The 13349-nt window shown below is 36.7% G+C and carries 12 protein-coding genes; 8 read left to right on the top strand and 4 right to left on the bottom strand.

Annotation, left to right across the window (positions count from 1 at the left end; translation table 11 throughout):
- The first annotated feature begins 42 nt into the window (after positions 1–42).
- A complete protein-coding gene (safA, locus tag EPL02_RS14365; RefSeq protein WP_165932583.1) occupies positions 43–669 on the top strand; it encodes a SafA/ExsA family spore coat assembly protein in 627 nt (208 codons plus the stop codon).
- A gap of 44 nt (positions 670–713) precedes the next feature.
- On the opposite strand, the gene EPL02_RS14360 is transcribed toward safA, so the two are convergent.
- From EPL02_RS14360 to EPL02_RS14350, 3 genes are all read right to left on the bottom strand, one after another.
- Positions 714–1820, bottom strand: coding sequence for a mechanosensitive ion channel family protein (locus EPL02_RS14360; RefSeq protein WP_131888077.1), 1107 nt, complete (start codon positions 1818–1820; stop codon positions 714–716).
- Between the two features lie 164 nt (positions 1821–1984).
- A complete protein-coding gene (locus tag EPL02_RS14355; protein WP_094912041.1) occupies positions 1985–2704 on the bottom strand; it encodes a DUF421 domain-containing protein in 720 nt (239 codons plus the stop codon).
- 93 nt (positions 2705–2797) lie between these two features.
- Positions 2798–3418, bottom strand: a complete 621-nt coding sequence (locus tag EPL02_RS14350) for a LysE family translocator (protein ID WP_094912042.1) — start codon at positions 3416–3418, stop codon at positions 2798–2800.
- A gap of 212 nt (positions 3419–3630) precedes the next feature.
- Here EPL02_RS14350 and EPL02_RS14345 point away from each other — a divergent pair, with 212 nt between their 5' ends.
- Positions 3631–4482: a VOC family protein gene (locus EPL02_RS14345; RefSeq protein WP_094912043.1), complete on the top strand. Its 852-nt coding sequence runs from the start codon at positions 3631–3633 to the stop codon at positions 4480–4482.
- 31 nt (positions 4483–4513) lie between these two features.
- On the opposite strand, the gene EPL02_RS14340 is transcribed toward EPL02_RS14345, so the two are convergent.
- Positions 4514–5263, bottom strand: coding sequence for a sulfite exporter TauE/SafE family protein (locus EPL02_RS14340; RefSeq protein WP_094912044.1), 750 nt, complete (start codon positions 5261–5263; stop codon positions 4514–4516).
- A gap of 159 nt (positions 5264–5422) precedes the next feature.
- Between EPL02_RS14340 and EPL02_RS14335 the strand changes: the two genes are divergently transcribed.
- The 6 genes from EPL02_RS14335 (at position 5423) to EPL02_RS14310 (ending at position 13346) form a co-directional block, all read left to right on the top strand.
- A complete protein-coding gene (locus tag EPL02_RS14335) occupies positions 5423–6388 on the top strand; it encodes an NAD(P)H-dependent flavin oxidoreductase (protein WP_094912045.1) in 966 nt (321 codons plus the stop codon).
- A gap of 118 nt (positions 6389–6506) precedes the next feature.
- Complete coding sequence (locus tag EPL02_RS14330; protein ID WP_131888076.1) at positions 6507–7793, top strand: ATP-binding protein; 1287 nt, start codon at positions 6507–6509, stop codon at positions 7791–7793.
- Between the two features lie 90 nt (positions 7794–7883).
- A complete protein-coding gene (locus EPL02_RS14325; RefSeq protein WP_131888075.1) occupies positions 7884–8900 on the top strand; it encodes a LacI family DNA-binding transcriptional regulator in 1017 nt (338 codons plus the stop codon).
- Between the two features lie 89 nt (positions 8901–8989).
- Positions 8990–11107 (top strand): amylo-alpha-1,6-glucosidase, encoded by a 2118-nt coding sequence (locus EPL02_RS14320; protein ID WP_131888074.1) that lies wholly within the window; start codon positions 8990–8992, stop codon positions 11105–11107.
- A 61-nt stretch (positions 11108–11168) separates the two neighbouring features.
- Complete coding sequence (locus tag EPL02_RS14315) at positions 11169–12410, top strand: ABC transporter substrate-binding protein (protein ID WP_131888073.1); 1242 nt, start codon at positions 11169–11171, stop codon at positions 12408–12410.
- 93 nt (positions 12411–12503) lie between these two features.
- Positions 12504–13346, top strand: a complete 843-nt coding sequence (locus EPL02_RS14310; protein ID WP_094912207.1) for a carbohydrate ABC transporter permease — start codon at positions 12504–12506, stop codon at positions 13344–13346.
- Positions 13347–13349: the final 3 nt, after the last annotated feature.

Here is a 13349-nt window from a genome sequence, read left to right as displayed (position 1 = left end):
TTACCGCTATTAATCTGTCAAAAAATTTGCTTTAATATGATTATGAAAACTTTATTAAAATTATCATCAATTACAATGTTGTCTGTCACTCTTGTTTTTGGATTAAATCATACTGCTCAAGCATCTACAGTACATACTGTTCAATCAGGAGATACTATGTGGAAAATTGCAGTGAAATACCAGGTAGGTGTTCAAGAAATTATTGATGCAAACCCAAGTATTTCGAACCACAATGTCATTTATCCTGGTCAAAAAATTAATGTGCCAAGCGTAAATACTACGGCTCAATCTTTTGAAGAGCAAGTTGTAAAGCTTGTGAACGAAGAGCGTGCGAAAGTAGGGGTAAAACCGTTAAAATCTAATTGGGAAGTAGCACGAGTAGCTCGCTATAAATCTCAAGATATGATTGATAAAAACTATTTTAGTCATACTTCTCCTACATACGGAAGTCCTTTTACTATGCTGAAAAACTTTGGCATCTCTTATAAAACAGCAGGTGAAAACATTGCTGCTGGACAAGCGACACCAGAAGCCGTTGTGAAATCATGGATGAATAGTGAAGGACATCGAAAAAATATTTTATCCAGTAGCTTTACAGAAATTGGAGTAGGTTATGTTAAAGGCGGAAGCTATGGGCATTACTGGACACAAATGTTTATCTCAAAATAAAATAGAAAGGAAAAAGGTTGCTAATTTATTTAGCAACCTTTTTGTTAACCGCGAGATCTTTCCAATATGTTTGTATCTTGTTTAATAATATCTTCAGATTGTTGCATGACAAGAGCACGAGTTGGAAAAGCAAAGTCAACGCCTTCTTCTTGTAAAATGTCCATAATTTTAAAGTTTATCTTTTCTTTTACCTCTAAATAGTCAGCATAAGCTGTTGTGTTAGAGAAGAAGTATAACAGCACATCAAGGCTTGATTCATTAAAGGTTTCAAAATTAACAATAATTGTTTCCTTATGAATATCTTCATCTTCCATCAGCATTTGCTTAATACGTTCAACTGAGGTTTCCAGTTTTTCTTTAGGGGTATTGTAATTCAATCCCAAATGAAATGATATTTGACGTTTTCCCATTTTAGCCCAGTTTACAATAGGCTCATTTGATAGCGTTGCATTAGGAACCGTTACAAGCGCTTGAGCGAATGTTCGTACTTTTGTGCTTCGAAATGTAATATCTTCAACTACGCCTTCAACGCTTGGTGTTTTAATCCAATCTCCAATTGTAAAAGGCTTTTCTGTGATAATCACAACTCCGCCAAAAAGGTTGCTAACCGTATCTTTAGCTGCAAGGGCAAATGCTAGCCCTCCGAGTCCTAGGCCGGCTACGAATCCATTAACATTGAAGCCCCATTCTTCACCAACAATGGAAGCAGATAAAACAACAACGATGATGCGGATAAATTTCTCAACAAATGGAATAACAATGCGGTCTACTTGTACATCAAAATTTTTTGAGAAAGTTGAGAAAAAGAGCGCTGTTGCATCCGCCAAATTGTAAAGTCCCCATCCTGCAAGAATAATAAAAGCAGAACGTATAATCTGGCTTTCACGCTCAACCGTTAAAAGTTCAAATGGTAAATAAGGGAGCGCAAGCTGAATACCAATGATTACGAAAATCCACCTCATTGGCTTTTCAAATGCTTCTAAAATACTCGTGATAAGATCAATTTTTTTATTCTTCACAAACCCGATAATAAATTTAAATAAATAAGTTGTAAACAGTTTACGAAGCACAAGGAAAATCAAAAAAATCCCAACTGCTAAACCGATATTTTTCCAACCATCAACTGATGATAGTGAGTCAATAAAGCCCATATAAACCTCCTAATACGCAAACAATCTTGTATCTACTAAAATAGCATAACTTCACAGTTAAATCTATAAAAGTCCATGCTGTACATTTATTCAGAAATATTCAATAAAACAGTTTACCATTAGGAGGTCTACAGTATAAATACTTAATAAAGCAAGCTGAATTTTTAATGATGAAGGGGAGGAGCTGAATTGTTTGGTGAATATAGTGAGACATGTAGTTTACCTTCATCAGTCAATGACGCAAAGAAAATGTCAGAGAGGCTTTCAATACCCTGTGTTTTTAACTCGCCTACTAACCATTCTTTTGTCTGGTTACAGTGGGTTAATACATCCTCATATACTTTTCCTTCAATAATTAAAGGGTAAGCCAAATCTATTTTACTGTTTGAAATATGCAGGTCTTCCCGTGTTAAAGTTTCTTTAGACGATTTCTTTTGAACAGTTAGTTTACCATTAGATTCGATAACAGCCATTTTTACAATGCTAATATCAAAGACGTTACTTTCACGGAGCATATATAAGATATTATCAATTGAGTATCGAATACGCTGAAGGTTTTTAACTAAAAATAAGCCATCCTTAATAACGACAACTGGTTCAAACGTAATCTTTTCTCCAAAAGAACGATAGCGAATCTTACAATAAGCAATAATCTTTTGAAAGATGCCGATCATCACAATTGCAACAGCTGTGTGAATATGTTCAACTTCTGGATCAGCAATGTCGGCCCCTACAACTGCTCCAAGAGACATTAAAATGAGAAAGTCAAATATGGGAAGCTCACCAATTGAGCGTCTGCCCATAAACAGAGTCATAATAAGCAAAAGTGGCAGAATAGTAATAATTCTACATAATAAAATAAGGAAATCTTTTAATAAATCCATGAAAGTACTCCTTGCTTTTTTAGGCTTTTTACTTAGTATGTATAAAAGAATAATTAATATGAATAAAAAAAAGCTTGGCATAAGCAAGCTCTTTTAGTGATCTGTAAATAACAATTTTAAACCTAAAATGCCAAATACTGTACCCTGTATATATTTTAATGATGACTGCACGCGCCCATTATTTTTTGCACGTTTTCCAAGATAAGAAGCAAAAAATGCTACAAGCGAAAAGATAACTAGCGTTTCTAAAATAAAAATTAACCCAAAAGCAAACATCTGTAGACCTACATAACCTAAGGATGGATTCACAAACTGAGGCAAAAATGTGATAAAGAATATAGCTACCTTTGGGTTAGACAAGTTGGTGAAAAACCCTTTTTTAAAGAAACGTGTTGTACTCATTTGATGGGAAGTCAAAGATAAAGGTTCAGATTTAGAACGAAATGACTGAATAGCTAAAAATAAAAGGTAAAGCACACCAACAATTTTTAAAATATTGAATGCTAATACGGACTGCTGAAAAATAATAGACAGACCTCCAGCTGCCAAGAGCGTATGAATGAAAGTACCGGTAATGGAGCCTAGTACTGTTTTCATTCCTGCTTTAATGCCTGATGTTAAGCTTTGAGTCAGGACAAAGAGCATGTCTTGACCTGGAATTAATACAATTGTTAATGAAACAACTATGTAAGATAAAATCCAAGATAATGTCATAGTCACCCCTCCTGACATTGATTAAATCATGTCTTTATGACGATTCTCAAGAGTCTATGCTAATGAAGTAATAAAGTAGTTTATTACTAAAGTAAAGAAATAAAACAACTTGACGAATTTTCTTTTTATAATATAATTAACTTACATAAAGTAAGTTAATTATTTAAAATAAATAACCATGGATTTTATATAAAAAAGAAGGAGAGAAAAAAATGTCATTTCATCAAAAGCCTCATACATTTGTTAGCCAGGTTGCGCTTCGCGTAAATAATATTGTAAAATCGCTGCGTTTCTATGAAGAGGTGTTAGGCTTTCAAGTTCTAACAAGATCCAGTACGAAAGCTGTATTAACAGCAGACGGAACAACACCTCTCGTTACATTAGAGCAGCTTTCTAGACCACAGCCCAAGCAGGAACGTAAAACCGGCCTTTATCACTTTGCCTTACTATTACCATCACGTGCTGACTTAGGTGAGGTTATTCATCATTTAGTTAAAACCGGGTATCCATTGCAAGGAGCTTCTGATCACTTAGTCAGTGAAGCGATATATTTAGCTGACCCTGATGGTAACGGAATTGAAATATATCGAGATCGATCTAATGCTAACTGGGAGTGGAGTGATAATGAAGTTAAAATGGCTACGCTTCCCCTTGATGCTCAAGCTGTGTTAGCAGAAGCAAAAAGTGGAAAGTGGGAAGGGTTACCAAGTCATACAGTAATGGGGCATATTCATTTGCACGTAGCTGATTTAGAAGAAACAAAAGTATTTTATGAAAAGCTAGGGTTTGATGTCGTTAGCAAATTTCCTAACCAAGCATTATTTATGTCCACAGGGCGATATCATCACCATATTGGAGTGAATATTTGGAATGGAAGAGGAGCGGATGCACCGTCTGAAAATAGCCCTGGAATGAAGTATTTTACAATTGAGTTTCCAGATGAAGAAAAGCGAGATGTAGTGGTGAATCGTTTGAAAGAGATAGGCGCAGTGGTCAGCAAAGAAGAGCATGCTATCTTTACAAAAGACCCTTCACAAAATCAAATAAAGCTAGTTGTCCAATAAACTAAAAAAAGCGCATAGGAATGCGCTTTTTTTATACAATAAGCAAAAAGCCTGAAAAGATAGGTAAAGCAACAAGAGATGTTTTTAACACGGATGTTGGCACACGGTTTGTAAACTTAGCACCGATATATGAACCTACCATTGTTCCAACAACTACCTCAAATAATAATTGAATATCTAAAAAGCCCTGTTGATAATAACCTGTTCCTCCTCCAATGGCAATGGGAATAATGATTAACATGGTTGTTCCCGCTGACTTGTGAATCGATAAACCAAGTATCATCATTAATCCAAGCTGAATGAATGGAGTGGATCCTATACCGAACATGCCGGATAAGAGCCCGGTTACTACTCCAATTAATATGGACGCTATCACAAAATGAGCGCCCTGTGGTATTGGGGTGTTGCCGGATTTTCTTGATAGCACAACAGTTCGCACCCATAGTAAAACGCCCGATAAAAATAACATGCTGGCTGTTAGCCAAGTTAATTGCTCCTCGGGTATAAAGCTTGAAAAGTGAGAGCCAAGCCATGCTCCTAAAGCGCCTACAACCCCAACAATAATGCCTGATTTAAGTGAAACATTTCCCTCACGGTAGTGGCTGATGGCACCGGAAAGAGAAGAGAAAATCATGGCTGCCAGAGCAGTAGCTAAAGCAATATGAACAGGAACGTTAAAGAATAATGTTAAAAGAGAAATAATAAATCCAGAACCTCCTGCTCCCACAAAACCTAAGATAAGCCCAACAGCTAGCATTGTTAAAATAATTGAGATATGCATTTAAAGTATGCCTTCTTTCCATGGTAATTTCCATTTTTATTCTAACATATATTTAGTTTCACGAAAGACATAGAAGAAGGGAAGTAGAATATAGTAGAGGTATTAGGAACTTTTTGGCATAATGAAAGATAGATTTGGTGTGAAAGAGGAGGACAATTGATGAAAACACGTGTTACTCAGCTACTAGGAATTCGCTATCCAATCGTTCAAGGTGGTCTAGCTTATCTAGCTTATAGTGAGCTAGCTGCAGCTGTATCAAACGCAGGTGGACTTGGACAAATTACGGCTATGACTCTAAAGACAAAAGAAAACCTCACCCGTGAAATTCATAAGGTTAGGTCACTTACTTCTTTTCCTTTTGGTGTTAACTTTGCTGTTGGAGGACAAAGTGGTACTTCTTATGAAGAGCTTTTAGAAGTAGCAATCGCTGAAGAAGTACCGGTTGTTTCTATTACAGGAGCGAATCCAGCTCCAATTATTGATCGGTTAAAAGGTACTAATATTAAAACATTGGTTCTTGTTTCTAACGTGAGACAAGCACAAAAAGCAGAAGAGCTAGGTGCAGATGCGGTTATGGCTGTTGGTCAAGAAGCAGGTGGACATATTGGGAGAGACGATTTAGGAACGATGGTACTCATTCCTAGAGTAGCTCAAGCAGTGTCCATTCCCGTATTAGCTAGTGGAGGAATTGGAAACGGTCAAGGTCTTTTAGCTGCATTTGCGCTAGGAGCAGAGGGAATTGAAATGGGAACAAGATTTATTGCTACAAAGGAATGTGTACATGCGGGTGAGAGCTACAAACAAGCAATTGTTGAAGGGACGGAAAGAGATACACTTGTCATAAAACGTTCTTTAGGTGCCCCTGGACGCGTATTAAAGTCAGATTATACACTTGCCATTGTAGAACGCGAGCGTATGGGAGAACGGTACGAAGAATTACAAGACGTGATTAGTGGAAAAGCTAACTGCCGTTATATATACGAGAACAATGAAAAAGAAGGGTTTGGATGGGCTGGTCAAGTTATTGGTTTAATTTCGACTATTCCAACTGTACAAGAGCTTTTTAAGCAAATGATAGAAGAGTATGAAATCGGTCGTCATAGATTGAACCAAATATCTCAATAATTCAACCAAATTTGTAACAAATTGTGAAAAAGCTATTTCAAAAAAGGTGAGAATGCAGTATTCTAACAAGTAGATAAGTAGAGCTAGTTGAAGAATATGTTGAAAGACCGGTGAATGAATGAGCTTTTTCACAAAAGATTTATTAATTAACTTTTTGTTTATATTATTACCATTATTTTTAGTTCAAATGTACTATTTATTAAAGTATGCAAAACAAATAGATTGGTTAAAAAATTGGACAATAGCAATATTTCCAATCCTTTCTATCTTGTTATGCATGCTTTTTCCAGTTGATGCTGTTATTGTCCCTGATTTATACAATATTGACCTGCGGCGTATCCCATATATCTTAGGAACATTATACGGAGGAGCAGGATTAGGTGCTTTTCTTTTTGTATTGATTTTAACAATACGCTTTCTAATAGGAGGGGTAGGGTTTTACGTTACGCTAATAGCTTTACCAATTTTAAGTATTCCATTATTCATACTTGCAAAGAAATTCTTAACGATGTCCTTGCAACAAAGGATTATAGCAAGTACATTAATGAGCCTCTTAGGTGCACTTTTGGCTATGGGAGTATCAATTTTTGTTTTTGATATTGCGCTGCCAACTTTTTTATGGATTGAATTTGTTTGCCTAGATGTAATTGGTACGCTAGTTATTACTATTTTATGGGAAGCTATTCGAACCAATTTATCAATTCTTAAACGATTAGTGAAAGCTGAAAAGCTAGAAGTTGTCAGTCACCTAGCAGCGAGTATTTCACATGAAGTACGAAATCCATTAACAGCTAGCCGAGGTTTTATGCAAATGCTAGGGGAAGATGAACAAGATCCCGTAAAGAAGCGGTATTTATCAATTGCAATTGATGAGCTTGATCGAGCCAAGGATATTATTGATGATTATTTACTTTTTGCAAATTCAGCCCCTGAGCGACCGGAAAAAGTAGATGTAGGAGTGGAAATTCAGCATGTTTTACAAATTATGAAGCCACTTGCAAATATGAACGGTGTCGTTTTACCGCCTCCTTCTCTTTTACATGAGCAAGCTCAAGTGTGTGGAGAACGAAGGAAGCTTCAACAATGCTTTATTAACTTAGTCAAAAATAGTATTGAAGCCATGCCTAACGGGGGGAAGCTCGAAGTAAAGCTAAAAAAAAGCGGAGAGACAGTTACGGTAGAGATTCATGATACGGGGTGTGGAATGACGAGCGAGCAGATTAGCCGCTTAGGAGAGCCTTATTTTACGACTAAAGAAAAAGGAACGGGCCTAGGGACAATGGTCTCTTTTCGTATTATTCATTACATGCAGGGGAAGGTTCAAGTCACAAGCGAAAAAGGAAAAGGAACATGCTTTTCAATTGAGCTACCACTTTGTAAAAAAACGTCACCTAAAATAGATTAATCTGTTTTAGGTGTTTTTTGTCTTGAAAAATCATTTTGAAAGCGTTACAATGTTCTCATAAGTTATCCGAAACGTTTTGGAGGAGTGTAATTGACAACTATAAAAGATATTGCGAAAGTTGCAGGTGTCTCTATTACGACGGTATCTCGTGCGTTAAATGGCTATTCTGATGTGAATGAGAAGACTAGGCAAAAGATTATGAATGTAGCTAAAGAGCTGAATTATAGCCCAAATACTTTAGCTCGTGGTTTGGTTATGCAAAAGTCGAAAACAATTGGTTTACTTGTGTCAGGAATCAGTCGAGAAAGTGTAAAAGATAATTTCACCTTTGAGGTGTTATGTGGAGTAAATGAAAGAGCTTCTCTTTTAGGCTATGATTTGATTTTATTTAACACTAATACAACAAAACAACGCGAGAAAACGTATACGCAGCTTTGCAAAGAAAGAAGAGTGGATGGAGCAATCATTCAAGGAATTAAAAAGGATGATCCGTACCTAACGGAAGTACTTGAAAGCAACATTCCCTGCGTCCTTGTCGATATTCCAATTCGTTCAGATTTAGTTGGTTATGTCACAACAGATAACAAGCTAGGTGCTAAGAAAGCAGTTGAACATTTAGTGCAATTAGGACACGTGCACATTGGAATGATAAACGGAAGTGAAGATGCGTTTGTAAGCCAAGAAAGGCTTAAAGGGTATTTAGACACTTTGGAAGAGCACGGTATTGATATACGTCAAAGCTGGATTGTAAACGGAGAGTTTGAAGAAGCCGTTGCAGAACAACAAGCATATGAGTTACTAAAAGCTAACGAGGAAATCACATCTCTTTTTTGTGCAAGTGACTTGATGGCATTAGGTGCATTAAAGGCTTGTAAGCGCTTGGGGAGAAGGGTACCTGATCAAATTTCTATCGTAGGCTATGACAATATTATGCTCGCTGCTTACTCATCACCTCAACTGACAACAGTAGGGCAAGAAGTGTATCAGATAGGGTATGAAGCCGCAGATTTATTGATTGAGATATTAGAGAATCGGTCTACAAATATGGAGAGATATTTAGAGACAGAACTCATTATTAGAGAGACGACAGCTAAAAGCCACAAATAAGTGGTTTTTAATATAAGAAAAATCCGAAACGTTTCGGATTTTTCTTATGAAATAAATCCAAAACGTTTTGGTAAATAGGAGGAGTAGTAATGGATTATCGTGTAATTAAAGAAAATGATTTATTTCTGTTAACAGATCAAATGGGAAATATCACTAAAAATCATCAGTATGGCTTAGGTTTATATACAAAGGATACTCGCTTTTTGAGCGGACTTAATATAAAGATAAATGGTGAGAATCCAATTTTATTAGCTTCAGATGCTGATGAAAACTATATGGCAACTATTCGGTTAACCAACCCCCATATGGAAAATGAAGAAAATCTTATCCTATGGCGTGAATCGATTGAAATTTTACGTGAGCGCTTTATTTATGACGGTGTATTATATGAGACAATTAAGCTTAAAAACTACTTTCCAAAGCGTGTAGATTTTACGATTACAGTTCATATGGATGTTGATTTTAATGACATGTTTATTGTTCGAGGTTTTCAAACGGGCCATGTAGGAAAAAGAAGTGGACAAACCATTGGTGAGCAAAGCTTAGTATTTAAATATATGGGAGCAGATGATATTTATCGTGCTACAAATATTGCATGGGATCGTCCAGCAACTTCAGTAACGGAAGAAGGGCAAATTGACTTTCATTTTTCATTAGATCATCAGGAAGCAGAAGAAGTGGTGTTCACTATTCAACCACAGATTGGACAGGATGATCCTAAAGCTAAACTTCCAGTTAAGGTAGCACTCTCTGAGCTAAAAGATTCATATAAAAAGTGGGAAGAACAATCGACGAAAGTACAAACAAATCATGAATCAATTCAAAGGTTAATAAATCGAGGGATGAACGATCTGCGTGTACTATTAACTGACGTAGGATATGGAGAGTTCCCTGTTGCTGGTTTACCGTGGTTTGGTGTTCCATTCGGTCGAGACAGTTTAATCGCCGCTTTACAAATGCTTCCTTTCAATTCAAGCATTGCAAAGGGTACACTTTTAACTATGGCAGCGTATCAAGGTGAAACTTTAAATTCATGGAGAGATGAACAACCAGGGAAAATCATGCATGAGATTCGATATGGAGAGTTGGCTAACACGAATCAAATTCCATTTACGCCGTATTACGGAACGATTGATGCTACTCCTTTATTTCTAATTTTATTAACAGAGTATGTAAAGTGGACAGGAGACATGAAGCTTGTATATGAGCTTGAAAACAATATTGATAAAGCACTAATGTGGATTGATGAATATGGAGATCGAGACGGGGATTTATTTTTAGAATACCACCAAGAATCTAGTAAAGGAATTGCTAATCAAGGTTGGAAAGATTCAGCGGATTCAGTAGTGCATAAAAATGGTGAATATGCTAAAACACCAATCGCTTTAGCAGAAGTACAAGGCTACGCATATCAGGCGAAATTTGAAGTTGCAAATCTCTATGAGCAAATTGGGAAAACAGAGAAAGCTGAGAAGTTACGTAATGAAGCAGCTCTACTAAAAGAAAAGTTTGAACAAGAGTTTTGGATGGATGATGTGTCCTTCTATGCAATTGCACTAGACGAGCATAAGAAAAAGGTAGAAACGATTACTTCTAATCCAGGTCACATTTTATTTGCGGATATGTTAAGTTCAGACAAAGTAGACCACGTAGCAAGCATGTTGTTATCCGATAAAATGTTTTCTGGCTATGGTATTCGTACAATGGGTGAGGGAGAGGCAGGGTATAACCCAATGAGCTATCATGATGGAAGCATATGGCCTCACGATAACAGTATGATTTTGCTAGGGCTTAGCAAGGTAGGAAAACAACGTGAAGCAAATAAAGTCATCGAAGGCTTAGTTAATGCATCAACACACTTTGAATATGACCGCTTGCCAGAACTGTTTTGTGGCTATTCCAAATCAAATGGCAAACCAGTGAAATATCCGGTTGCTTGTTCTCCTCAAGCGTGGGCAGCAGGGACACCGTTAACGTTTGTTCAGACAATGTTGCAGTTGTTTCCAAACAGCATGAAGAAGCAGATTAAGATCAACCCCATCTTACTGAATAACATGCATGATTTAACGGTTCAGCATATTCAGATTGGTGAAGGAATGCTTTCCGTAAAAGTAGTGAAGGACAACAATGAACACGTATTACAAGTGCTAGAAAACTCAACGGGCTACGAATTAATAACAAATTGTCGCATGGTAAATTGTTCATAATCATGTATGAGTCGAGTGGAAAATCCTGCTCGGCTCATAGATGACGAAGGAGGAATGGTTGATGAGCTATAAAAAGTGGTTAATGATGTTCAGCATACTTTTGGTTGTAGCCAGTACCGCTTTAGTAGGGTGTTCAAATGAAACCAAAAGCAGTGCTGAGAAAACCGAAGTGGTTTTAGCAGGATGGGGAGGAAATCCTGAAGAAATGCGGTTATTAAAGCAAACAATCGCTGAATTTGAAAAGAAGCATCCAGAAATCTCTGTAAAACATGAAGTTATTACGGATCAGTACATGGATATTTTAAAAACACGTTTAATTGGAGGCAATGGACCTGATGTGTTTTATTTAGATGCGTTGGAAGCACCAGGCCTAATTGAAACGGGAATTATTGAAGACTTAAACCCTTACGTGAAGAAAGAATTTGATGTTGAAGACTTTGAAACCCCAATGTTGAAAGCGTTTCAAAAAGATGGTAAAACGTATGGATTTCCAAAAGATTATTCAACTTTAGCACTTTTTTATAACAAAAAGCTCTTTAAAGAAGCGGGGGTAGAAGTTCCAACAACCTGGGAGGAGCTCATTGAAGTATCAAAGGCTTTCGAAAAACAAGGTATCAAAGGTCTAGGCGTATCGCCTGAGTTAGCGAGGCTTTTCTATATTGCTGAATCAAACGGTGGAGATGTTGTAAAAGATAACAAAGCTAATTTTGCAAGCAAAGAAGTAATCGATGCGCTACAACCTATTGTTGATCAGTATCAAAAGGATAAAACGTCTGTTCAGCCATCTGATGTTGGAGCTAATTCAGGTACTGATATGTTTGCTCAAGAAAAAGTGGCAATGGTAGTAGAAGGAAATTGGATGATTCCATTTCTGGATCAATCATTTCCGCATTTAGATTATGGTACAGCCGAAGTACCAACGGTGAATAAGAAACGAGGAACCATGGCTTTTGCAGTGGGATATGTGATGAATGCAGAATCCAAGCAAAAAGAGGCATCTTGGAAACTTATTGAATATTTAACAGGAAAAGAAGGGATGGAAATTTGGACAAGCAAAGGTTTTGCTTTACCAACAAGAAAGTCTGTTGCAGATAGACTGGGATATGCAAATGATGAAAAAAGAAAAGCACTTGTCGCTGGAGCTTCCTATGCAACTGTGTGGCAGGACGGTCCATACCTCCCTATCATCATGAACAATTTTAACAACCAATTTTTAAGTGCTTTTCTTGGACAAAGTGAGTTAAAAGAAGCGCTACAAAAAGCAGAAGAGCAGGCGAATAAAGAAATTAGTATCTACGAATAAAGCAAGCTCAACAATGGAGTGGATAAAATGAAAAAGGCTAAAAGACAAAAACAACAGTATAAGCTACGTGATATTGGTCAAGGCTACGGGTTCATGTCACCAACGCTTTTTGTATTATTGTTATTTGTAATTACTCCCATCTTCTATGCTATCTTTCTATCGTTAAATAAAGTCCAGTTACTAGGTGGTACTGAATTTAGCTTTCGAGGGTTAGAAAACTATATGAAGGTGTTAGAGGATGACAAAGCACATATTGCGCTTTGGAACACGCTGAAGTATGTAATTATTGTTGTGCCTGCACAAACTATTTTAGCTTTAGTGTTAGCAGCTACGTTAAATGCAGGACTAAAAGCAGAGAAATTTTTTAGGATTATTTATTTTCTGCCCACGCTTACATCATCTGCTGTTTTAACGTTAATTTTTATGTGGATGTATAATCAAAACGGGTTAGTCAACCAATTTTTAGCTATATTAGGACTTCCTACATATAACTGGTTGGGAGATCCTCAAGTAGCTCTCGTTGCAATCATGATTATGAATATTTGGGCAACGGCGCCATTTTATATGGTTATTTACTTAGCTGCTTTACAAGATGTACCAGACTCTTTATACGAAGCAGCACAGCTGGATGGAGCTAATGCTTTTCAACGATTTTGGCATATTACAGTTCCAAATTTAAGGCCAATCACATCATTTGTAGTTATTATGGGTCTCATTGGAACATTTCAATTGTTTGATCAATCATTTATCTTCTCAGGAGGATCTGGAGGTCCGAACAACTCAACGCTTACCGTTGTTCTGTTAATTTATCAATATGCATTTAAAAACCTAGGAACGATGGGGTATGCAGCTGCTTTAGCATTTTTATTAGCATTTGTTATTTTAATTGCGACATTAATTCAGCGTAAATTTTCAAAAGAAGAAAGCATGTATTAAGGA

This window comes from Bacillus sp. CBEL-1, from assembly GCF_004348885.1.
Classification (GTDB): domain Bacteria; phylum Bacillota; class Bacilli; order Bacillales; family Bacillaceae_H; genus Priestia; species Priestia aryabhattai_A.
This window is presented reverse-complemented; position numbering and strand designations above follow the sequence as displayed.